At 34.9% G+C, this 23,778-nt stretch carries 19 protein-coding genes, 2 tRNA genes and 5 pseudogenes; 12 read left to right on the top strand and 14 right to left on the bottom strand.

Annotation, left to right across the window (positions count from 1 at the left end; translation table 11 throughout):
• Window positions 1–72: 72 nt before the first annotated feature.
• Window positions 73–1,497, bottom strand: coding sequence for a hypothetical protein (locus BAR153v2_RS00505; RefSeq protein ID WP_078679845.1), 1,425 nt, complete (start codon window positions 1,495–1,497; stop codon window positions 73–75).
• Between the two features lie 222 nt (window positions 1,498–1,719).
• Complete coding sequence (locus tag BAR153v2_RS00500; RefSeq protein WP_078679844.1) at window positions 1,720–3,009, bottom strand: adenylosuccinate synthase; 1,290 nt, start codon at window positions 3,007–3,009, stop codon at window positions 1,720–1,722.
• A gap of 745 nt (window positions 3,010–3,754) precedes the next feature.
• Between BAR153v2_RS00500 and BAR153v2_RS00495 the strand changes: the two genes are divergently transcribed.
• A tRNA-Phe gene (locus tag BAR153v2_RS00495) sits at window positions 3,755–3,830 on the top strand.
• 56 nt (window positions 3,831–3,886) lie between these two features.
• On the opposite strand, the pseudogene BAR153v2_RS07425 reads toward BAR153v2_RS00495, so the two are convergent.
• The 3 genes and pseudogenes from BAR153v2_RS07425 to BAR153v2_RS00480 all read right to left on the bottom strand — a co-directional run bounded on the left by BAR153v2_RS07425 (window position 3,887) and on the right by BAR153v2_RS00480 (window position 4,960).
• Window positions 3,887–4,091: pseudogene (locus tag BAR153v2_RS07425) on the bottom strand (helix-turn-helix transcriptional regulator).
• 102 nt (window positions 4,092–4,193) lie between these two features.
• Window positions 4,194–4,599: pseudogene (locus tag BAR153v2_RS00485) on the bottom strand (hypothetical protein).
• Between the two features lies 1 nt (window position 4,600).
• Window positions 4,601–4,960, bottom strand: a complete 360-nt coding sequence (locus BAR153v2_RS00480; protein WP_078679843.1) for a hypothetical protein — start codon at window positions 4,958–4,960, stop codon at window positions 4,601–4,603.
• Window positions 4,961–5,010: 50 nt separating this feature from the next.
• Between BAR153v2_RS00480 and BAR153v2_RS00475 the strand changes: the two are divergent.
• The 4 genes and pseudogenes from BAR153v2_RS00475 to BAR153v2_RS00455 form a co-directional block, all read left to right on the top strand.
• Window positions 5,011–5,508, top strand: a pseudogene (locus BAR153v2_RS00475) (hypothetical protein).
• A gap of 247 nt (window positions 5,509–5,755) precedes the next feature.
• Window positions 5,756–6,456, top strand: a pseudogene (locus tag BAR153v2_RS00470) (enterotoxin A family protein).
• Between the two features lie 207 nt (window positions 6,457–6,663).
• Window positions 6,664–6,981 carry a hypothetical protein gene (locus BAR153v2_RS00460; RefSeq protein ID WP_078679840.1) on the top strand — a complete coding sequence of 106 codons (318 nt, stop codon included), beginning with the start codon at window positions 6,664–6,666 and terminating at the stop codon, window positions 6,979–6,981.
• Between the two features lie 201 nt (window positions 6,982–7,182).
• Window positions 7,183–7,476 (top strand): annotated as a pseudogene (locus BAR153v2_RS00455) (lysozyme); the annotation flags it as partial.
• A gap of 399 nt (window positions 7,477–7,875) precedes the next feature.
• On the opposite strand, the gene BAR153v2_RS00450 reads toward BAR153v2_RS00455, so the two are convergent.
• Window positions 7,876–7,948 (bottom strand) — tRNA-Thr (locus BAR153v2_RS00450).
• Between the two features lie 468 nt (window positions 7,949–8,416).
• On the opposite strand from BAR153v2_RS00450, the gene BAR153v2_RS00445 reads away from it, so the two are divergent.
• The 5 genes from BAR153v2_RS00445 to BAR153v2_RS00420 all read left to right on the top strand — a co-directional run bounded on the left by BAR153v2_RS00445 (window position 8,417) and on the right by BAR153v2_RS00420 (window position 12,697).
• Entirely contained in the window at window positions 8,417–8,623 is a 207-nt protein-coding gene (locus tag BAR153v2_RS00445) for a SlyX family protein (protein WP_078679838.1), read from the top strand.
• Window positions 8,624–9,384: 761 nt separating this feature from the next.
• Window positions 9,385–10,818, top strand: coding sequence for an amino acid permease (locus tag BAR153v2_RS00435; RefSeq protein ID WP_078679837.1), 1,434 nt, complete (start codon window positions 9,385–9,387; stop codon window positions 10,816–10,818).
• A gap of 31 nt (window positions 10,819–10,849) precedes the next feature.
• Window positions 10,850–11,527, top strand: a complete 678-nt coding sequence (locus tag BAR153v2_RS00430) for an energy-coupling factor ABC transporter ATP-binding protein (protein WP_078679836.1) — start codon at window positions 10,850–10,852, stop codon at window positions 11,525–11,527.
• On the top strand, window positions 11,524–12,147 hold the full coding sequence (locus BAR153v2_RS00425) for an energy-coupling factor transporter transmembrane protein EcfT (protein ID WP_078679835.1): 624 nt from the start codon (window positions 11,524–11,526) through the stop codon (window positions 12,145–12,147). The genes BAR153v2_RS00430 and BAR153v2_RS00425 overlap by 4 nt, the downstream gene beginning before the upstream one ends.
• Window positions 12,148–12,151: 4 nt before the next feature.
• Window positions 12,152–12,697 carry a biotin transporter BioY gene (locus BAR153v2_RS00420; protein ID WP_078679834.1) on the top strand — a complete coding sequence of 182 codons (546 nt, stop codon included), beginning with the start codon at window positions 12,152–12,154 and terminating at the stop codon, window positions 12,695–12,697.
• Window positions 12,698–13,262: 565 nt separating this feature from the next.
• Here BAR153v2_RS00420 and lldD read toward each other — a convergent pair.
• Both lldD and BAR153v2_RS00410 read right to left on the bottom strand, forming a co-directional pair.
• Window positions 13,263–14,414 carry an FMN-dependent L-lactate dehydrogenase LldD gene (gene lldD / locus BAR153v2_RS00415; protein ID WP_078679833.1) on the bottom strand — a complete coding sequence of 384 codons (1,152 nt, stop codon included), beginning with the start codon at window positions 14,412–14,414 and terminating at the stop codon, window positions 13,263–13,265.
• 90 nt (window positions 14,415–14,504) lie between these two features.
• Window positions 14,505–15,593 carry a 2'-deoxycytidine 5'-triphosphate deaminase gene (locus BAR153v2_RS00410; RefSeq protein WP_078679832.1) on the bottom strand — a complete coding sequence of 363 codons (1,089 nt, stop codon included), beginning with the start codon at window positions 15,591–15,593 and terminating at the stop codon, window positions 14,505–14,507.
• A gap of 331 nt (window positions 15,594–15,924) precedes the next feature.
• Between BAR153v2_RS00410 and mutL the strand changes: the two genes are divergently transcribed.
• Together mutL and BAR153v2_RS00400 are read left to right on the top strand one after the other, a co-directional pair.
• Window positions 15,925–17,763: a DNA mismatch repair endonuclease MutL gene (mutL, locus tag BAR153v2_RS00405; protein WP_078679831.1), complete on the top strand. Its 1,839-nt coding sequence runs from the start codon at window positions 15,925–15,927 to the stop codon at window positions 17,761–17,763.
• Window positions 17,764–17,883: 120 nt separating this feature from the next.
• Window positions 17,884–18,117, top strand: coding sequence for a DUF2093 domain-containing protein (locus BAR153v2_RS00400; protein ID WP_078679830.1), 234 nt, complete (start codon window positions 17,884–17,886; stop codon window positions 18,115–18,117).
• A gap of 43 nt (window positions 18,118–18,160) precedes the next feature.
• Here BAR153v2_RS00400 and lpxK read toward each other — a convergent pair whose 3' ends face one another.
• The 6 genes from lpxK to BAR153v2_RS00370 all read right to left on the bottom strand — a co-directional run bounded on the left by lpxK (window position 18,161) and on the right by BAR153v2_RS00370 (window position 23,760).
• Window positions 18,161–19,183 (bottom strand): tetraacyldisaccharide 4'-kinase, encoded by a 1,023-nt coding sequence (gene lpxK / locus BAR153v2_RS00395; RefSeq protein WP_078679829.1) that lies wholly within the window; start codon window positions 19,181–19,183, stop codon window positions 18,161–18,163.
• A gap of 2 nt (window positions 19,184–19,185) precedes the next feature.
• Window positions 19,186–20,496: a lipid IV(A) 3-deoxy-D-manno-octulosonic acid transferase gene (gene waaA / locus BAR153v2_RS00390; protein WP_078679828.1), complete on the bottom strand. Its 1,311-nt coding sequence runs from the start codon at window positions 20,494–20,496 to the stop codon at window positions 19,186–19,188.
• A 10-nt stretch (window positions 20,497–20,506) separates the two neighbouring features.
• Complete coding sequence (locus BAR153v2_RS00385) at window positions 20,507–21,262, bottom strand: lysophospholipid acyltransferase family protein (protein WP_078679827.1); 756 nt, start codon at window positions 21,260–21,262, stop codon at window positions 20,507–20,509.
• 75 nt (window positions 21,263–21,337) lie between these two features.
• On the bottom strand, window positions 21,338–21,583 hold the full coding sequence (locus tag BAR153v2_RS00380) for a DUF4170 domain-containing protein (protein ID WP_078679826.1): 246 nt from the start codon (window positions 21,581–21,583) through the stop codon (window positions 21,338–21,340).
• A gap of 46 nt (window positions 21,584–21,629) precedes the next feature.
• Complete coding sequence (locus BAR153v2_RS00375) at window positions 21,630–22,439, bottom strand: 3'(2'),5'-bisphosphate nucleotidase CysQ (protein WP_078679825.1); 810 nt, start codon at window positions 22,437–22,439, stop codon at window positions 21,630–21,632.
• Window positions 22,426–23,760, bottom strand: coding sequence for a TldD/PmbA family protein (locus BAR153v2_RS00370; protein WP_078679824.1), 1,335 nt, complete (start codon window positions 23,758–23,760; stop codon window positions 22,426–22,428). The genes BAR153v2_RS00375 and BAR153v2_RS00370 overlap by 14 nt, the downstream gene beginning before the upstream one ends.
• Between the last annotated feature and the right edge of the window lie 18 nt (window positions 23,761–23,778).

The following is a 23,778-nucleotide window of genomic DNA, read 5'->3' as shown; positions in this document are numbered from 1 at the left end:
TCTATTGAAAGTAGGTTGAGAATAACTGTTACATTTTATTTTCTCTATATCAGCATTTTTTTAACAAAAGGCTTATGATTGATTTTTTTTCATAAGCCATTGTCCGATAATTTCATTAAAAATGGTTTGGCCTGCTGGACCTTTTGTAAAAGTTAATTCATACATACGGCCATTTTTATCACTTATCACTAAACGAAGCCAATCTAGGTCACGTATTAGCTGTAGATTTCTATCGAGAAACGGATGACTGCCAATCAATGCAAAAACAAAAAAATCATTATCAATCTTAGCAGTTACAGTTCCAACTAAAGTTTGACCGATCGATGTTTCACTTTCCTTAAAAGTCAATGATTTAATATCATTGATTGCTTGTCCTGAAAATTTATCAGAAGTAATAAAAATTAAATCTATAATATAAGCAGCGTGCAAAGATTCATCAGTATTACGACGTAAAGTTAACCGTAATGATAATCCTTCATCTGGAATTATGATATCGCCTCTTATAGCTAATTCTCCTTGAAGCCCTTTAACAGAATCTTCTGTTATCAATGACCATGATGCACTACCCGTCGCTGCTTTTCCTGTATCATGTTTCGTAGGCATTTGATATAATACAGCTTCACCTGCCTGCCCAAACGACTTTAAATTAGTCGCAATAACTGTTGATGTCCCTTCTGAACTCGGAAATTCGCTTTTTTCAGCTGGACCAACATCAACCTCACTTCCATCTTCTAATAAGCGTTGTGTTAATTTTCGATTTGTTTGAGTTGCTTTTTGTGCTGTGTTAGATATCTGCGTATTTTTCTCCTGTAAATTTTGATTGTCTGATATAAATATACGTCCGCTAATAAAAAAAATACTACTAAACAAAATAATAATACTAAAAAAAGAAATAATACTTACTAAAATACGCTTTTGTAGCGTTGACCGATTAGCGCGCCGTAAAGCTTGCGAAAAGATATGTGACACAATATGAGAATTATCCACTTGCGAAGGAGAAACCAAAGGAACATTCTTAGACATGTCTTTTTCAATATTTGAGCCCTCTTCATGGGCATTATTAAAAGCATCTACATTAACAAGCTCCGCATCCGGCATATCTGATATTACAGATACCTCATCAACAATTTCATTATCAACTAAACTAGTAATAGATAATTGGTGTTGTTTTTCTATAGCTAAAACCGCAACATCATTTTCTAATGATGCTAGAGAGCTTTGTGCATTTTTCTCATCACTAGTTTTTTCTGTACAATTCCATCCCATAATTGAAGAAAGTTGTTCTTTTTCAACAGCTAAATATTCTTCTTCAACAGTTGTAATAGCACTTTGCAAAGCACGTCTTTGCTCTTCTATTGCTGCTTTTGACAATTTTATATTTACAATTTTATGCTCTAATATTTTAGTAGCCCGCTCATAAACTTGTTCGCGTAATTTAGGCGTAATCTCTTTTTGCGCATTAATTGTATTTTTTAAGATCCCAACGAAATCTATCATATTCTACATAGTCTTTCTTAAACTTAAGAGGAAAATTTCTCAGTTTATAAAACTAAAGTACTACCCCTTCATTACTTTAGCCCTCAACTAACGTAATTGATATTAGTACAAACGCCATAGTAATTTAGATGAGCACAAAAATAAACAATGCTATTTTATACCTTTCCTGTTATATAGTCTTAGATGCTTATTTTTGCTATAATTTAAGATATAAGATAAAAATTAATCTGCAAAAGGATCAGCAATGAGGATTGTATCTTTTCGCTCAGGACTAGTTGATAATAAAACAACTGGTACACCAATTAATTCTTCAATATAGCGCACATATTTGATAGCTTGTGCTGGTAATTCTGCCCAATTTGATACACGTGCCGTTGTTTCTTTCCAACCTTCTAATGTCTCATAAATCGGTTGAACACGTGCCTGTGCTCCCATAGAGGATGGCAAATAGTTTATTCTTTTACCATCAAGTTCATAACCAATACAAACTTTAATTTCATCTAAATCATCAAAAACATCAAGCTTCGTCAGTGCAATACCATTGACGCCACCAATAGTCACCATCTGACGCACTAAAACAGCATCAAACCAACCACATCGACGTTTCCGACCCGTCACAACACCAAACTCATTTCCGCGCTCTCTAAGAAATTCACCAACTTTATTCATTTCTTCTGTTGGAAATGGCCCTTCTCCCACACGAGTCGTATAAGACTTCGCAATACCCAACACATAATGAATTGAACCAAGGCCCAGACCAGAACCAATAAATGCTTGCCCAGAAACTGTATTAGAAGAGGTTACATAAGGATAAGTTCCAAAATCATTATCCAATAATGCACCCTGTGCGCCCTCAAATAGAATACGCCGCCCTATACGATAACTTTCATCCAAAAGACGCCACGTACACTCCATAAAGGGTAAAATTTCATCTGCCACTTGCATTAATTCATCATAAAGTGTTTGTGGATCAATTTCTGTAACCCCCATACCACGACGCAAAGCGTTGTGATGCCCCATCAACCTTTCAATCTTTGGCATTAAAGTATCAGCCTCTGCCAGATCCACTACGTGTATGGAACGACGACCTATTTTATCTTCATAAGCAGGACCAATACCACGTTTTGTTGTGCCAATTATCAAACCAGAAACATTACTATCCCGAGCTGCATCAAGATCACGATGCACCGAAAGAATCAAAGGAGCATTTTCAGCAACACGTAAAATTTCCGGTGTAATTTTTATACCCTGAACACGTAATTTTTTTAATTCTGCAACAAAATGATGAGGATCAACGACTACACCATTACCGATAATTGATAGCTTTCCACGAACTACACCAGATGGTAAAAGTGATAATTTATAACTAATTCCGTCAATAACCAATGTATGACCTGCGTTATGCCCACCTTGATATCTTACCACAATATCTGCCCGCTCAGACAACCAATCTACGATCTTACCCTTGCCTTCATCTCCCCATTGTGTGCCGACAACTACTACATTGGCCATAACTTTCTCCGTTGTATTTGGAAAATAACACCAGTGTTCAAAAACAAGTGGTTCTTTATAGTAAAATTTTATAGCAAGTGTGACTCTTCATTTCAACTTTTTGCTTATTTTCATATGAACCAACATTTTTGATCCCCCAAATAGACTACATGTCAATATCAAAAAAATTCTTCCCCCTTCATTCAAACACACCACAACTGCTTAAAAAGCCTGTACTACAATATCAACAGCAGCAATAACAGAAACCATCGTCGTTACACAGAAAAAATATTAATACATATTTGAATAACTCTTCTTAAAGATAAGGCCAAATCATCACTGCCACCACCAATAACCTTTCTACTAACAAAACAATGTAAATTAAAGATGATATAACTTCCCTAAAATCTAGCTTTCCAATTTTAAACTTGATAATATTATTATGATTTTTTGCAAATTAGTCATTAAGAATGAAAAATATTCTAATATTTTTTTAAAAGATTTTGAAAAATCATTGTACTAATAATGAACTTTCTTCTAAATTAGATCATGTATTATGCCGAATTTATTATACTGATGATCACTTTTATTTGAGATACTTGAGTGCTGCTCTTCCATGTGAAAAAATAAATTATAGTGTAATTCTATATTTTGGAATAGATACTCGAGAATAAATTTATAAAAAAAGATTATTTTTATTTTGGCGACTAGACAGGAAGAATTTTAATGTTATAAACTCACGGAATCCATGAATTTGTTGAAATGTGCCCAGATAGCTCAGTTGGTAGAGCAGCGGACTGAAAATCCGCGTGTCCGTGGTTCGAATCCGCGTCTGGGCACCACTTTTTCTTTAACTGTCTATTTTTAGATCACCTTGTTTTAGTTTATACAATTTTACCTAATTTGTTTTTATTTGCTCCTTATTTTTCTTTAGAGTGAATGCCAAAAGTCTCTTTTTTTCTCCACCTCACTGCCTTACCTAATTTATAGAGTTCAGAAAACAACTCTTGAAGTACCCAATTGCGAATCGTTGTTTTAGATATGCTGAAGAGTTATGTGCATTCACGGGTTGTTACATATCTATCACCATCATCAAATATCATCTCATGACCTTTCTATCTTTTATGTTACATAAATGGGAGGGGACGCTGGAGAGGGATGATGGCGGGAGCATCCCCCTAACTTTAAGCAGCTTGAGCTGTAATCTATTTTATGTCTTGTTCGATTTCTTCTAAAAAGGTTTCAACCGCTTGATTGATGGCTTCAATCTGCTCATCATTGCGATGAATACGCTGAACCTTAAGACGTAAGTGAGCGGATTGTCCTGCAAACCGAGGATCATAGCTCACAAAATCACACCACTGACGTCCTGTACAAGCCATTTGAAAATGCATTTGTGCTAAATATTCTGGTTTGATTATTTCTATCATCCAGAAACGAAGGTGGTTTGCAGATTTCACCGACTAAACGTTCTGTCATGAGTTTGATTTTGTATTCTTCATATTTGCTTGTGGGCAAGTTTTTAGTGGTTCGACTAAGGACGTTGTAAATATTTGAAGAGGTGACTTTCCCTAAACGTGCTTGAAACCATTCTGCAGTTCTTTGCTTCATTTCACACCGCCCGTTGCTCTGGGTGATGAACACGGTCTTGACTGTAGGTGTCATCATAGTCATAGACAATGTCAACTGGCTGTTGTTTTTCTCTTTTTTTCTGTAAGAGATGCAAAACAGTCTGTCCTTCTTGAAGAGAAAGATCTGTTATATTTCTGACATTTGCAAAGTTCAAAACTTTTGTTTCATCTGTTTGTATTTCATGCATGAGGCCTTGGATTCCCATGATCATTTCATCGGATACAAGCTGCCTTTGTGAATGAGAACCTTGATTAATCCGTTCAGCTTCATCTTCATCATAAATACCAGAAAATCCGAAAGCATAACGGGCACATTGGATAACTGCTTTATGACGCAACATGCGTGCAGGATACTTTTACCAATCTTCAAGCACCACGCCTTAATTAGGCTTTGCGTAATGCTGTAAACACCTCTGCAAAACAAGTTGAACGCTTTGCCGAAAAATAAATTGCTGACGTTACATCTGCCCAATTAAAGCATATCAAACGAGGCATTTATATTAAAGAAAAGGCTACAGCAAAGTTTCTCGAAACGGATATCATTGGTTCTGGAACACCGATACCTCTTAAATTTTTTCAAGCTAAAGAAACAAAACGCGGTGTGACTTACACAATGTTTGGAAAAAAAGAAATCTTGCCTCATGGTTTTATCAAGGGTGGGAGTTTTCCAAAACGTGTTGAATTACAAAAGCTGAAAGGTAATGTGTTTCAAAGAGTGGATGGAGATAAATTTCCCATTGCAAAACAAGAAGGACCATCAATTGCTGCGGTGATGTCAAAGCCAGAAATTGCAAGTGCTATCGCACAATATGCTAATGAACGATTAACCAAAAACATACAATACCAACTTGCTCGTCAAGAATATGCCGCCAATAAGAAAGCTAAATAATGTTCTTAAGCTATGTCAACATACTCCTCACTTTAATTGTAATTTTTAAAGAAGATTATCGCTTGTATGTTAATTTCCCTCCCCCCCAAAAAAATCAATGAGAATTTCATTCTTGTTTTACTTAAATTTTTATATTAAGAAAGTAAATGAAACATTTAATAGAGAGAGTGAGAAGATAAGAGCTTGCTCATATGTTCTATAAAGTAATCAACTCATCCTTAAGGGTGAGGAAGGGGGATAGAGGAAGATGTTTAAACTATTTATTTCTGTAATAAGTATTATATTTTCGCAATCTGTCTTTGCGGATGATATCCGCAAAGTTTATCGAGCGGCTATGGAATCTCCCGAAGAAATAAAACGTGAAGGTGGTTTCATTCCGCGAGGGATGGATGGAACACGGCCTAATCAACCTCCACCAGATATAAATTTATGGAATCATGTGCATGGAAGTGAAACAGGAATGTCACGTCATAATTCTGGCTATGTATCTACATCAACAGCTCGAATAATTGCAATAAATTGGGTAAATGAGCACCTTAATCATAATGGTTATGTTTATCATATTAGAGCTACCCCTAATTTCATTGATGTTAATGCATCGTTACTGGATTATTCTCCACATCCACAAGAATCAGAAATGGCTGCATTGGGTAGGATTCATTGGAATCAAGTTATAGGATGGGAAAGAGTGAGAGGGGAACTGTTGGTGAATTTATTCCGAATCCAGATTATAGAGAGCAATTATATATGCATCTTGCAGGAGGAGGAGCTCAACCACAGTTAGCAGCTTTCCCTGATGGATATCCGGCTTGGTCACATCAGCCATGGCTTACATATGCTCAGTGCGAATTAAAATCATCCTGTTCTCCTAAAAAATCACCACAGCAATTTGGAACGGATTGGTTTTGGCAATCTCATCACACTGTACGTACAATAATTAGTCATTAATCTTGATGATGAGTAAATTGCAAATGTGTCTACTATAACAAAATTATATATATTTTTATAAAAAAATTACTGCATAAGTAATCAGCAGTAAGAACTTATCGAAAGAAGCTAATTGACTTACAAATTGTAAACCTTGAGAATCTTTTTCTATTGTGATGAGAAGGAAATTAAATTCTACTATTTTAAATTTTAGAGAGGGAAACTATTATGAAAATTAAAGGAAAAATACTTCTATCCTTGATTATAACAATCTTAATGATAAGACCATCTATTAGCGAGTCTTATATGCAAGAGGGTTATATAAATGAGGTTACAATTCATGCAGACATATCTCGCTGTGCTTTAGAACTAAAACATAAATCCACTCCACATGTATCGTTCGGATTTTGGGACTGTAGTAACATAACAGGAAAAGCTATTCTTGATTTGGCTAAAATAGCAGCCATGCTAAACAGACCAGTAGTGATAACGCTTGAGGATAATACAAACGTAGTAAAACCATTATTATCCATTGTTTTAAAATAAAGTCAATAACATCAATGTAAAAGGTACTTCCCAGATGGTTGGATCTATTGCGGGGAAGGACAGCGCAAACTATCGCTAGCGACAGCATTTTCAAATTGACTGTACATTGTATAATATATGATTATCTTTATTCTTGACATTATTGCGTCAATGTATATTTCCAAGTGAGGCGTTTGAAAACACCCTGAACTACAGAAATGAACCAAAGCCGGTGGTAAGTACTTACAAGGCCTCATCTATCGGTGTATAGCAGAAGCAGAGTTATGGGTGAGAGGTGGTTTTGTTCCCTCCAACTATCAAATAGTGGAAACCAAAAAGCCAACAGGCCTTTTTATAGCAGAATCTCTTGCAGCAGTCATTGGTTCTTTTTCAAGTCTTGACGGTTTGTTAGCAAGAAGTGGTCCAATGCAACGGGCACTAGCCGACATTATGGTTTTAGCAACAGGTTTTGCTATTTTCTTTGTAGGCAAACGCTTTCAGAAGCATCACCTATGATCTAGTTTATTAGAAAAATCTGCTGATAACAGATGCATCTTTACCGCTTTTTATGACTTTAGCAAAAACCTTTACCCTTGGCAAAAAATTGAACAGAAAAAGCAAACAGAAAAAACTGCAAAAGCAGCAAAAACACGACTGAAGGTGGAAAACTAAGTTAATCAAAAAGTGACGCCAATGTGCGGGTTGCTCTTTCTCGTTGGTTACGTAACAAATAAACATATTTCTTGTGTTGGTTGATTAGCCATTATAATAAATCAAAGAAAAACATAGAATAAAGAGTAAATAAGCATAAATTAGGTAAAATGATATAAATCACAAAGAATGATCGAAAGGCGATCCTCAAATAATAATTTAAAGGAAAAGTCTATATATTTCAATCTATTAAAGATAAAACGGTGCCGCATGCCGGATTCGAACCAGCGACCCCATCATTACGAATGATGTGCTCTACCAACTGAGCTAATACGGCATAAACTTGTATATGCCTTAAAACTAAAGGCTATTTCGAGGGTAATAACTAAAAGTATGTATAAAAGCAAGCAGGTAATTTTTTCAATAATTTATAAAATGCCACAATTATTAAAATAGAAAAATAGATCCTTATAAGGAAAAGAAATAAAATTATGTTTCTTGAGCTTTTGCTATTTTAAAGTGAATGAAATATTTCTTCAATTTATGATCATATCGAATTTCAGAAGTAGGGCAAAAATAAAAATTTTTGTGCAATAAAATGGCGCTAAATGTTCTGTTTAGAAGAGTGTTTGTAATTTTGCGAGGAATGAAAAAATTTATTTGACAAGTTATTTTTTGAGTGAAAAAAATAAGAATGTTTGTGTTTTTATACAATCAAAACCATACTAATATGATAATTGTTGATAGAAAAGTGTTTCTCATTTCTATATCTATAGATATAAAGTTAAAATGGAGTTAGAAGGCAATGTCATATGAAAATAGAATAACAGAATTAGAGATTAAACTATCCCATCAAGAAAAGCTTATTGAAGAACTTTCTTGTGTGGTAACTGATCAATGGAAAAGTTTAAGTGAAATGTCTAAAAAATTAAATGCTTTAACAAAACGATTGCTAGATTTAGAAGAGCGAGATTTCTCTGAAATTCCTGTTGAACGTCCTCCTCACGGGTAAAAGTTATAGTGAAACTAGCATGTTTATTCTTCATAGCTTACAAAAGTATTTTTTGTGTTTTATTTAAAAAGTTTGTTTAGTAACTGTATCAAATTATTATTCTTGTTATTATATTTCTTGTAATTTTTCTTTAATGTAGTGTAAAAAATATCTTTAATTTCGATTTACTAACATGGTTAATTTTTGTTATCTTTAAAAATGTGAATGCTTGAGCACTATTGTATGAGTAAACATAATAAATCTTAGAAAAAATTCTTTAATCATGAATATATTTTCCTTATTGATACGAAATTTTATGAAAAGGTTTTTGTGGTTGGTAACTTAAGATATAAATTGTCAAAAGACCAAATATAAACCATGCTGGAAACTCAATAAGAGTAATACAAATTGAAGATAGAAGAAATGGCATAATGCTACATATAAACTGATTGAGACTATTAGTATCTGTCTGAAAAAAACTGCTAATATTTCACTAAATGGATTTATAATCCGACTTGCTACATTAATAGAACGTACACCATCAATAACTAATGTCATACATGTCAATGTAACAAAATAAGGGTTGTTAATTTAACTAAAGGCTGAAACATATCTTATTCCTATTATTTTAATAGAATATTTGATACAATCTATAAAAAATAGAAAGTTGCATTATCATGAAAAAAATGAATTAACTTTTACTGTAATTTTTTCTCTAAAACAAAAATGCACAGAAACTATATTTTGTTTTTATATAAATTTAGGTTAAATACATCAGAATAATGAACAATGTTGAGCTAAAATACAAAGAGCTAAAACGTGGCCTTAAAAATCGTCATGTTCAAATGATTGCCTTGGGAGGTGTTATTGGAACAGGCCTTTTTTATGGATCAACAGAAGCTATCCAATTAGCTGGCCCTTCAACTATTTTAGCATATCTCATTGGAGGGTGCATTATCTATCTTATTATGCGAATGCTTGGTGAAATGTCAGCTGAAGAACCAACTTCAGGCGCTTTTAGTTTCTTCGCTTATAAGTATTGGGGATGTCTTGCTGGTTTTATAACAGGTTGGAATTACTGGTTTCTTTATATTCTTGTTGGTATGACCGAGTTGACAGTTATCGGATTTTATCTTGATCATTGGATTTTAATTGATCATTGGCAATCATCTTTGTTCGTTCTCTTGTTTATTACATTGATTAATCTTATTGACGTCCGTTTTTATGGAGAATTTGAATTTGGTTTAGCTTTGATTAAAATTATTGCTGTTGTTGGTATGATCGTATTTGGAATTTTTATCATTATAACAGGGATGAATGGAAGCCAGGCTAGCATTAACTATCTTTGGGATCACGGCGGTTTTTTCCCTTATGGAGCAATGGGAGTTGTATTTGCTACTTCTATACTCATGTTTTCTTTTGGTGGCACAGAGCTTATCAGTATTGCAGCTGGAGAAACATCAGATCCACAAAAAACAATTCCAACAGCTATTCGCAAAGTTATGTGGCGTGTTGTCATTTTTTATGTCGGTTCTATAAGTGTAATTATGATGATAAGCCCATGGAATATGATTAGAAAAAATGGCAGTCCTTTCGTCACTATTTTTGAAACTATAGGTATTCCTGCAGCTGGTCATATTTTGAATTTTATTGTGATTATGGCTGCTATTTCAGTTTATAATAGTGCCATTTATTCTAATGGTCGTATACTTTATAGTCTAGCAATGCAAAAAAACGCGCCACGTATTTTTAGTAAACTTAATGCTAGTTGTGTTCCTTATATTGCCATTCTTTTTTCATCAATTTGTACTGCGACAATTATTGTCATTAATATTTTTATACCGGATAATAGTTTTATGAGAATTATGTCGATTACAACCGTAACAGCAGCTATTACTTGGGCTATCATTGTCATTGTACATTTTAAGTTTCGAAAAATACATAAAGATAAAGAAAAATCGTTTGTTTATGCATTTGGCTTATATCCTTATGCAAATTATCTTTGCCTTTGTTTTCTTGCACTATTGTTTTGCATTATGTTTGTAAGTGGTTTAGGAAAAAATGGATTAATTGCTCAACTTTTTGAAATGATAGGAATAAAAGTGAACTTTATTGCATCCTATATCCCTCTACAGATGCCTGATATGAGCTTAGCAGTTATTATCATTCCTATATGGTGTTTACTTTTATTACTAGGGTATAAATTTAAACGATAGCTCTGAAATCATATATTGATTGGAATAAATCTTGGGGATAAAATTTGATAAGGTAACGCAAATCTTTGATGATTTGTGCGTTTTAAAAAATATTAACGTAAATCTCACTGAAAAACGGATTGCAATTATTGGTGCAAATGGTTCTGGAAAAAGTACATTTGTTCGTCTTATTAATGGTTTACAACTTCCATCAAATGGCTCTGTAAATATTGATGGATTGGATACAAAATATGATGCAAAAGCAGTAAGACGTAAAGTAGGATTTGTTTTCCAAAATCCTGATAATCAAATTGTATTACCTTTAGTGGAAGAAGATTTATCCTTTGGTCTTAAAAACTTAAAATTGAGTAAGGATGAAATCAAAAAACGAGTAGATGAAGTTTTACAGTATTATGACCTCCAGGCATTTAGAAACCATGCCATTCATTTATTAAGTGGTGGACAAAAACAATTAGTTGCTATCTCAAGTGTGGTGGCAATGAAACCAAACTATATTGTTTTTGATGAACCAACAACATCACTTGATTTACAAAATAAACGCCGCGTTACACAAGCCATTAAAGAATTACCACAAACAACTATCATTGTATCCCATGATTTGGAATTTCTAAAAGAATTTGATAGAGTGCTTGTTTTGGATAAGGGAGAAATAGCCGTTGATGATATACCCTTGGTTGCAATCAAAGAATATATAAGAAGAATGTCATGATCAGTTCATATATATCTCAAGACACTTTTATCCACCGGCTTAAACCAGGGATTAAATTATCACTTCTTATCCTGTGTGGAACCACTATCTTTATGGTTTCATCAATATCTACTTTTTTATTTTTTTTATTATCTATATCCTTATTATACAGAATAGCTAAAATTCCTTTCAATAAAATAATAAAACAGTTTAAATCAGTATGGTTATTTTTAATCTTTATATTTATTTTTCAAGCTATTTTTGATAATTGGCTTACAGGTCTTTCGCTTATATTGCGCTTGATTCTTCTCATTTCTTTAGCATCACTTATTTCGTTCACAACAAAAGCTTCAGATATGATAACTTCAATTGAAGTAGGGTTTCGATTCTTTTCATGTTTGGGTGTAAATTCATCAAAATTAAGTATTGCCTTATCTATGGCAATTAGATTTATTCCGGTTATCAGCGAAAAATTCAATGAGATATGTGAAGCACAGAGAGCGCGTGGACTTAATATAAATATTATCGCTCTTGCAATACCCTTAACTATCCGAACAATAAGGATAGCATCAGAAGTAGCAGAAGCATTAGATGCACGCTCTTATGAGCATGATGATAACCAATTGTATTTAAAGGAATAATTCAATGAAAACAAAAGATTTAACTTATATTGCTTTATTTGCCGCCCTTTATGCAGTTTTAGGTTTTTTCCCTCCTATTTTTCTTCCTTTTTTTCTTGGTCTTCCTATTACTGCCCAGTCTATGGGACCAATGTTAGCTGGATCTATTCTTGGAGCAAAAAGAGGCGCTGCAGCATCAGCACTTTTTCTTTTCTTGGTTGCTATCGGTTTGCCTCTGTTGGCTGGTGGACGTGGAGGTATTGGTGTTTTTTTGGGAGTTGGTGGTGGCTATATGATTGGTTATCCATTTGCAGCATTCTTTATTGGTCTTATGGTTAAATCGTTTTGGCGACGACTAAATTTTATAAAATTGGTTATAATAAATAGTATAGGTGGAATTGGGATTATCTATTTTTTTGGAATATTTTGGCTCGTGTATCTTTTTAAGATACCTTTATTGACAGCTTTAACAATGTCACTAGGATTTATGATAGGTGATTTTTTAAAAGTTCTAGTTGCCTCATTTATTGCGCTTACAGTCAAAAAATCCGTTCCACTCATTGCCTCCTAAAAAAGTAACAGCCATTTATATCAACTAAAAGAATTCTATTCTAAAGGTTGCAAAAAATAATTGAAATCTTATCAAAACAGATGAAAATATGTTTATACTTAAAATATTGATGGTTTGTTTAAGCTGTTTGACATCTAATTCTTAGAATTAATGAATTCGTACTGAAAATGACAGGTAAAATTTTGAATAAGAAAAATATTCCAGAATTAATTTTCTATAGTCGAAACAAGTTATCGATATGCCACATCGCAACGCAACTATCTTTATAATTTTAGACTTTTGTTATAGCACCAATTGTATAATTTTTCCCCCATTCAAGAGCCGTTTCGGTATCTTCTTACAGAATATAAAGTATTTTTCATATTAGTATAAATCACCACTCTGCAGTTAAACAGAACATGAAACATCCAGCCTCATCGCCTTTATTGAATAGATTTAATTTTTAGAAAAAATCATCGATATCGATAATGGCAAAAGGAAACAAAATAACAGTATATCATACTCTTCTCGCATTTAATCAAAATAATTTTACACAATCTAAAATGCTAAACTCTTCTTATCTTGATTACTCTTGTAGACCCTCTGAACTAACTAAATTTCCACGTGTAATTTCTTTAATTGTACTCACACCAGTTAATGTCATCGCCACGCGCATTTCTTGAGCAAAAAGCTCAAGGAGATGGACAACACCTTGCTCACCTGCTGCAGCAAGCGCGTAAACAAAAGCACGACCGATCATCACAGCATCCGCACCTTGTGCTATCATACGAATCACATCAAGACCAGAACGAATACCAGAATCAACTAAAATAGTTAAATCGCCTTTTATAATATCTGCAATTTTCGGCAATGCTTGTGCAGTTGATAACACCCCATCAAGCTGACGTCCTCCATGATTGGATACAACAATACCATCAGCTCCAAATCGTACTGCCTCAAGTGCATCCTCTGGATCAAGAATACCTTTTAAAATCATCTTTCCTTTCCAAAAGTCTCTAATCCATTGCAAATCACTCCAGCCAATTGATGGGTCAAAGTTTGCACCAAGCCAACCAATATAATCTTTTAGTGTTGTTTTCTTTTTAAGATAGGCAGAAATATTTCCAAGATCATGTGGATGACCCATAATACCAACATCCCAAGCCCAATGCGGATGAAAAACAGCTTGTATAATACGGCGCACTCCAGCATAAGGTCCAGACATCCCTGAATGAGCATCACGATAACGTGCTCCAGGAACCGGCATATCAACTGTAAAAACTAATGTACGAACACCAGCAGCCCACGCTCTTTCCAATGCATCACGCATAAATCCACGATCCTTGAGAACATAAAGTTGAAACCAAAATTCTTTTCCAACCGCCGCTTGTATTTCTGAAATAGGACAAACTGAAACTGAGGACAAAGTAAAAGGAATATTTTTCGCAACAGCTGCACGTGCAGCCTTTACTTCACCACGACGTGCATACATACCAGTTAACCCAACAGGTGCAAGTACAATTGGCATACCAAGTTTTTGATCCAAAACCTCAGTTGAAAGATCAACATCGCCAATTTGTTTTAGAATCCGTTGACGCAATGCAAGTTTTTGAAGATCTGTATAATTACGCCGCATTGTCTCTTCAGCATAAGCACCACCATCAATATAATGAAACAAAAAAGAAGGTAAGCAACGTTTTGCTGCTTTACGATAATCAAATGTTGAGGAAATAATCATAATAACACCATTACTCTAAACACAATACGAAAAGCTTTCTTCAAAGAAGAGAATTCTTGCATATATTACATTAAATCTGTATTTCTAAACTCATTTAAAATGCTTAGACAATTTTAAACCTTGTCCCTGATAATGTGAACCAACATCATGCCCATAAAGTTTCAATGGTCGATTAAGCATACGTTCATAAACCAAACGACCAATGATTTGGCCATGCTCTAAGATAAATGGAATTTCATGGTTCCTTACTTCTAAAACTGCACGTGCTCCTTTTCTACTAATTTCCATATTTCCAAATCCTGGATCAAAAAAACCTGCATAATGTACTCTAAATTCTCCAATTAAGGGATCAAATGGTTTCATTTCAGCAGCACAAAAGGGAGGAATATGAATAAATTCCCGTGAAACCAAAATATAAAATTCATGAGGATCAAGAACTATTTCTTTCATTCCATGATCATAAATAGGTTCCCAAAAATCTAAAATATGAGCAACAGCACTTTTATCCACATCGATAACATCAGTATGACGTTTACCACGATACCCAACAAGTCCATTTTCATCGCCTTCTAAATTAACGGAAATTCCAATACCACCATCGTTAATATTAGGAGTATCATCAGATACAAGCATTTCATTTTTATGCAACTCATACAATTCAACTTCTTTTAAATAACTATGTCCCTTACGAAATCGAAGTTGTGATAAGCGTGAACCCGTGCGAACCAAAATCGGAAATGTTCCTGGACTAATTTCAAGATACAGTGGCCCATGATAACCCATACAAATTTTATCAAATTCCTGAGTATAATCTGAAATCACGCGCGTAAAAACATCCAACCGCCCGGTAGAACTTTTTGGACTAGCAACCGCAGAAAGAACTTTTGATAAAGCTAAATTTTCTAAAAGAGGAACGATATAAACACAACCCGTTTCTAAAACTGCCCCATCTTGTAAATCAAATTCGTGCAGCTTTAATCGTTCAAGTTTATCAATAACTGTCGCATTAGAGCCCGGTATAAAAGAAGCTCGTATACGATATGCCTTATCTCCTAAACGTAAATCAAGACTTGCAGGTTGTATTTGATCCTTATCAAGCGAGCAAATGGCATTAATAGTACCATTGTTAACTAAAACCTGTATATCACTATCTGCAAGAGTACCATTCATGCGTGTCATACATTTTGCCTCCCATCTTTTTTATTCTTTTTTGATCAGTATTAGTGCTTGAAGCAAGCACTTTCAAAGATAAAAAATGATTTATACCCAATTTAACAATTTAGTTCACAACCATAATTAATAATTTTGAACTATAAAATGATATTTAGTAAAGCATTCTCCTGTAAGAGAAACTCTGGATATCCATCATGAATGAACTTTACCAACAGCCTATATATTTCTCTTAGAATATATTTTCAGCTTTTTCTCTTCGAAAAAGTTATAAATATTGCTATTATAATTCAAAGTTTCTATTTCTATACAGTAAAGGGAAGGCTATTAAAATTTAAATATGATTATACGTCATCTTAGCGAAACTATTATTAATCAAATTGCAGCGGGTGAAGTTATTGAACGACCCGCTAATGTCGTTAAAGAGCTTGTTGAAAATGCTATTGATGCAGGAGCAAGCCGTATTGAAATCGTCATAGCAAATGGTGGAAAAAGCCTGATAAGAGTAAGTGACAATGGCTGTGGTATTCCAGAAGATCAATTAATTTTAGCAATTTCTCGTCATTGTACATCTAAAATTATTGACGATGTACACAATATCTGTTTCCTCGGGTTTCGTGGAGAAGCGTTACCCTCTATTGGCTCTGTTTCAAAACTTAAACTGACCTCACGAACACAAAATTCCAATAGTGCTGCTGAAATTATTGTTACTGCAGGAAGAATTGAAGAACCAAAACCTTCTGCTGCTAATCCTGGAACTATTGTTGAAGTTCGTGATCTTTTTTTTGTTACACCAGCACGACTGAAATTTATGAAATCTGATCGTGCTGAAACAAATGCTATCACGGACACAATCAAACGAATTGCAATTGCCTTTCCGCATATACGTTTTTCTCTTGCCGGTATAGATCGAGCACCCATGGAATTCCCTGCTATGGAAAAAAATACCCAAGGGCAATTACAACGTATTACACAAATTATGGGAAAAGAATTTGCTCCAAACAGTCTTCTCCTTGATGCTAAACGTGAATCTGTTCATCTAACTGGTTTTGTCGGTTTGCCATCTTTCAATCGCAGTAACAGCCTTTATCAATTTGCTTATGTTAATGGGCGTCCAGTGCGTGACAAACTTCTATGGGGAGCGATCCGAGGAGCGTATGCCGATGTTATTGCTCAAAATCGTCATGCTGTAGCTATTCTTTTTATTCATTTACCGCCTACTGATGTAGATGTTAATGTACACCCTGCAAAAATGGACGTACGGTTTCGTGACCCAAGTCTCATTCGTGGTTTAATCATCGGAGCAATTCGTGAAGCATTGCATCAAACTGGCATTCGTCCTACGTCAACAGGATCTGAAGCAATGTTGGCTGCGTTTCGAACACAACCCTTAGAAACTGTAAAAATGCATCAACCTTTTTCTGATAGTACACCACCATATCATTTTGGGCCAGAGATAACATCAATATTCCATAAACCATTAGATATGACCAGCTCTATTGATTTACAAGAAGATACGATCCCTATTATCGATCGCCTTAGCACGCCAAGTGGCGATACACGCGCTGCAATTAATAAACCAACATCAGAAGAATTACATTATCCATTGGGAGCGGCAAGAGCGCAAATCCATAAAAATTATATTGTTGCTCAAACTCAAGATAGTCTTATCATTGTAGACCAGCATGCTGCTCATGAGAGACTGGTTTATGAATCACTTAAAAATGCTCTCTATTCCAAACCACTTCCTTCACAATTATTGCTTATTCCTGAAATTGTAGAAATCTCTGAAGAAGATGCCACGTGCCTTTTATCTCACAAAGATGCTTTAAAAAAATTTGGATTAGGAATTGATTCCTTTGGAATTGGGGCAATCGTTGTACACGAAATACCTTCTATGTTAGGAGAAATTAATGTACAAGCTTTAATTAAAGATCTCGCCGATGAAGCAGCTGAATATGATACAATAGATAATTTAAAAGGAATGCTTGATTATGTTGCAGCAACTATGGCCTGTCATAGTTCAATACGTTCAGGACGTCTTTTGCATCCTGAAGAAATGAATGCACTTTTACGACAAATAGAAGCAACACCTAATTCAGCCACATGTAACCACGGACGTCCTACTTATATTGAACTTAAACTGGCTGATATAGAACGCCTTTTTGGTAGAAAATAAAATTTCATAAACTATTCTGGCTAAAAACTACTTGCCTCATTTATGCTTAACTCTATAAAATGTCTATAATATTTTATCTGTATTATTTTTTCATAAGTACATAGAAAGGGCACATAAAATATGTTTTCTCAAAATGAATGCGAAGCAACAATTCATTACTTTAATAATAGTTATAAAATTGTTAAATATGGAACTTATACTGTTTGTGCAGTTAGTGGACAAAAAATCCCTATCGACAATCTAAAATACTGGAATCATCAGCGTCAAGAAGCATATGCCAGTTGTGAGTTATCCTATCAACGTGAACTTGAGTGTAACCCCTATCTTAGTGAATTACTAAAAAACATAAAATAGCCCATAAGAAATTCTGAAATAGTGTCCGTATGCTTTTAATATATTAATTAAAGGTGATATTTCGTTTCTTAAAACGAGCAATAGTTTCCTTAAGGAGCATATGGCAAAAATCTCTTTGAACAAAATCAACTTTGACATCAAAAACAATAAGCTTTTCTAAGCTTTTATGTAAGTCATTAGCTTGTATGCGTATATAATCCTTAGCGGTCGTAGTCAGCCATAAATTATGAATTTTGGCCTTCCGTATCAAATTCTTTAGATCCATAGCTGTAAAAAAATAGTGATCTGGATAAGAATAAGCTTGAACAACATGACCAGACATTTCTTTAATGGATTTGAAAAATTTATCTGGATTGCCAATACCTGCAAATGCTAAAAAAGATTTCCCAGCAACTTCATCATCAACAAGTGATTTAAGATGCGCATAATGCAAAGGTTTTCCAGTACGTGCAACAAAAAGAGCTACATCATCACTCTCATCCAAACAACCAATGACTAAAACACTGTCCATCAAAGATAATTGTGTTTTTAATGGTGCACGCAAAGGTCCCGCTGGAAAAACAGCTTTATTACCAAAACCACGCATCGCATCCACAACAAGCAACGCATAATCCATATAAAGACGACGACTTTGAAAACCATCATCCATTAAAATAAAATTACATCCTTTTTCTTTAAGCAGTTGTGCTGCTGCATAACGATCAGGTGATATAGCAACAAAAGCATGACGTGCAAGCAAAAGTGATTCATCACCAACATCATACGCATTATCACATTTAATATCAACGAGGCGCACTCTTTCGGCTCTTCCACCATAACCACGTGATACAATACCAGGTATTAAGCCAAGTTCCTTGGCTACTTGAGCAAAAGCAATAACAACAGGTGTTTTACCTGCCCCGCCTAATGTAAAATTTCCAACACACAAGACTGGCAAATCAATAGCAAGAGCCTTTCTTTGCATACAGCACCGTGCATAATAACCATAAACCTCAGCAATTGGTGCTAATAAAAAGCGCAAAAAGCTTTTATTTTTCCACCAAAAACGCGGAGAGCAAATATGCATGCCTATTTTTGACACTGCCTTAAACCCGTCTGTATCACAAGTGGCTGTAAAAATGGATCAAGAACCTTTAATGTACACTCAAGTGCACCAGCCATACTTGTTGCTACTCTATAAGCTTTATCAACTACTTCTTGTCGCAAGGTTTCATTTGTTAAGAATTTATTCACTTGGATCGCAAGTTGCATCGTATCTTCAACTATAGAGGCTGCATCACAGGACAAAAATCGCTCAAACGTATTTTGAAAATTTGCAATATGAGGCCCAGTTAAAATAGCTACTCCAAGCAAAGCTAACTCTAATGGATTATGCCCACCATAGTTACACAATGATTTGCCAATGAAAGCAACTTTCGACAAACGGAGAAAAAGACCCATTTCTCCAATTGTATCTCCTAATAAAATATCCGTATCCATATCTGGAATAGTATCGCTGCTTCTAAGAACAAAACGCAAATTTTCATGAGCACATACTTTAATAATATCTGCTGAACGTTCAGGGTGACGTGGGACGATAATCGTTAATAAATCCGGAAAATGACTCTTGAGAATTTTATGAACTTCACAAGCAATTTTCTCTTCTCCTTCATGGGTTGAAATAGCTGCCCAAACTGGACGATTACCAATAGCCTTACAATAACGTGCAAGCAATTCCTGATCTCCAACCGGACACACCTCAGCTTTAAGATTACCAGAAAGTGCAACTGATTTTACACCAAGTGTATAGTAATAAGTTACATCCGTTTCATTTTGACCAATAGCCACATCAATATGTTTAAAAATATGCTTAGCAAGAAAAAGTCGTTTGTGCCAAGCTTTAAAAGACTGTTCTGACATACGAGCATTAACCAAAATCTGTGGAATGCGCATTTTAGCAAGTTCTTTAATACGTAAAGGCCAAATCTCTGATTCACAAATCAATGCCAAATCAGGTTTCCAATGACTAATAAAATGACGCACAGCTAATTCTAAATCCAACGGAGCATATTGATGAATTAATCGATCACCAAAATATTTCTTGACAAGAGTAGAAGATGTCACAGTACATGTTGTCAATAATACCTGTATTTTTAAAGATAAAATATAATTAATGAGTGGTAAAAGAGCTACTGTTTCTCCAATACTCGCCGCATGAAACCAAATTAATGGACTTTGAGGACGCACTTTTTGGCTTTTCCCTAAACGCTCCTTGTGCCGTCCTCGTTCCTCTTTCCCACGCATCACTCTAAAAAACAAATAAAATGGGACCACAGGATGTAAACAAAAACCAACTATCCGATAGATTGAAAGGGCTACACGTGCCTTTAATTCCATCATTCTAAACCCCTTATTTCCTTATTTTGAGATAGCTGTAAGCTTCATCCGTCAAACGATTCATTATACTTGTTAATTGTATACGTTTTTCTTCTAACAAAGAATTATCTGCGTCTTTAGGAACAAAAAACGCTTCACCTGTGAGAACAATTGAACGCCCAAAAGGAAGTGGAATTGCAGTTTTATCCCATGTTTTTTCAAGAATTTTTTCTCGCGAAAATGCATACACACAAGGTATAATAGGACGGCCAGATAATTTAGCTAATAAAATAATTCCTTTTCCAGACTCACGTGCTTTTCCACACGCGATATCTGCAATCATAGCTGCCGTTTTACCAGATTTAAGAGCATTGTTAAGCGTTAATAATGCTTTTGCTCCTCCTTTATGAACATCATGCGTTTTGCCGCGCCCCCCTGAGCCACGAACAATTTCAAGTCCTAATTTTTGGGCTAATTGTGCATTTATTTCTGCATCAGCAGAACGAGAAAACATAGCAATAACTTCTTCATTTTGAGAACGTAAAAAAGGCCCCATAATATGACGTCCATGCCAAAAGGTTATAATAAATGGATTATAAGCATTATATATTTTCCTAATATCATTTGAATTTTTTAACCGCGGATTCGTCCAATAAACAAAACGCAAATAGTTTACCAAAATCCACACAACAAAAACTTTTATAAACCATGTTTTCATTAATGTATGACGATTATCCCGCCACATTTTTTTCAAAACGCTATTTTTTTTCTTGTTAAAAGTTTCTCTCATACCGATATCAAAATTAGTAAGCTCAATCTTGTAGTATTCTCGTAGAATAAAAAACAATAATTGAATATTTAAACTTTATGATATATCGCTTGTTGCGTGATCAAGAAACCGATGTAAAGGCACAACATAATAACGTTGTAACGCATTATCTACACTGCTCTGTGCTTTTGCCCGCCATACTTCCTGTGCTGATTGATAGTCTGGAAAAATACCAACCACATCTAAATTATCGAGATCTTTAAATTGATTATCATTCAGATTTTTTAATTCTCCACCAAATACAAGATGCAATAATTGTCTCTTTTCGTTGACTTCGGCCATATTTGCCCTCCGTATTGTTTAAATAATTTAATATGTTTTTATTTGATTAAACTAACTTTGCTTGACGAACAACATTTATCATATTTTGACAGCAATTACTTTCACCAGCAACTAAAAAACCATCTTGATAAGCTTCAATCCCATAAGAAATAAACGGTGCCTCAAGCGGCATAAAACATCCACCACACTCCTGTAAAATAAGATCAGCAGCAGCAATATCCCAATCACGACAATTCGGCTGAACCAATACAATATCAATTTCACCTTGAGCAACAAGAACAATACGGTAAGCAAGAGAAGGAATATAACGAAAAAAACTAATTCGATTGCTAAAATCATATGGTAATTTTTGAGCAATTAATTGATCAATCGAAACCCTATATTTTCGATTGATGTTAGATCCTAAAAGAGGCAGCCTTACACCATTCAATGTTGCTCCTGCCCCTGTCATAGCTGCATATATTTCACCTTTAGCAGGACACTGTAAAACACCTACAACAGGACGACTATTCTCAATAATAGCAACCGAAATACACCACTCAATACTTCCGGAAAGAAAACCTCGAGTGCCATCAATGGGATCAACCACAAAATAGCGTTTATAAATAGCTTCTCCCCTATTATCTTCTGTTTCTTCTGAAATCCAACCATAATTTGGACGTGCACCAAGAAGTTTTTCTTTAAAAAAAACATCTACAGCAACATCGGCTTCACTAACTGGTGAATTACCATCTTTAAACTGAACATTCAATTCACATCCAAAATACTTCATTGCTAAATCTCCTGCCTCCCAACAAACATCGAGCAAAAGATTTAAATCGGCATAATTATAATCATGTGTATTATTTTCCTGCAAGTATCATTCCTTCAATTAATAATGTCGGTGCCGATGTACTATAACGTCGATCAATATCATTCGCAGGTATTAAATGCGCCAACATATGGAGTAGATCAGAGCCTAGTGTTACTTCACTCACTGGATAAGTGATTTCGCCATTTTCAATCCAAAAACCAGAAGCTCCACGGCTATATTGCCCCGTAACAAAATCAACACCATGTCCAAATAATTCCGTAACATAAAAACCATTCTGCACACTTTTTACCATATCATGAGGTGATACTAAACCTGGTTCAATAGAAAAATTAGTGCTTGCTGGCTGGACAAGCGATGCAGAACGTACACCATGGCCATTTGTTTTAAGTCCTAATTCACGAGCCGAAGATGATGAAAGAAGCCAGTTTTTTAGAACACCATTTTCAATAATATTCAGTGTATGTCCTTCCACTCCTTCACCATCAAAAGGACGAGAAGCATTTCCGCGTAATCTTAAAGGCTGATCCATCACATTAATACCGGCCTTCATGATCCTCTTCCCCTTTAAATTTTGTAAAAGACTTGTTTTGCGGGCAATCGATGCTCCATTAACCATAGATGCAATATGACCAGCGATTCCACGAGCCACACGTGGATCAAAAACAACAGTCACAAGCCCAGTTTCTGCACGAACTGCCCCTAAACGTCGAACTGCGCCTAGTCCAGCATTTTTACCTATCGTATCTGCTGATACTAAATCAGAGAAATGTAAAGCTGTCGTATAATCATAATCTCGCTCCATTTCTGTTCCCTCACCAGCAAGTGCGCTACAAGAACGCGAAAAATAGCTGGAATGATAAGATCCGTAAAAACCATCACTGTTTACAAGCACAAACCCATTCTTGCCATAAGCTGTTGCTGCACCGCCAGAATTGCTCACACCCTTCACATCAAGAGCTGCTGCTTCTATTTGCAAGGCATCTTCTGTTAAAAAATGACTTTGTGGAGTAAAATGATCAAAAAGGTCAAGATCCTTAGGATGAGTAACTAAACATTCTTTATCCGCCAAACCTTCAAATAAACTATCAGGTGAAGCTTTAGCCATTGCAATAGCACGTTCTGCTAATTCCCGCGGCTCAACAACAAAATTAGCAGAAACACTTGCCACCTTTTTACCAACAAAAACCCTCAATGTAAAATCATCACTTTCTGAAGCTTCAGTGGATTCTACTTTGCCAAAACGAACTGCTACACAAACAGAATTTGAGCGGATAACAACAGCATCAGCAGCATCAGCTCCAAAACGCTTTGCTGCTTCAACCAACGAATTAGCTTTATCAAGCTGTTTTTTGTTTATTTTCATAAATATCCTTTAAATAAT

The sequence above is a fragment of the Bartonella sp. AR 15-3 genome (assembly GCF_002022445.1).
In the GTDB taxonomy this organism is placed as follows: Bacteria; Pseudomonadota; Alphaproteobacteria; order Rhizobiales; family Rhizobiaceae; genus Bartonella.
The sequence above is the reverse complement of the archived record's forward strand: the minus strand, read 5'-3'. Positions and strand labels throughout refer to the sequence as shown.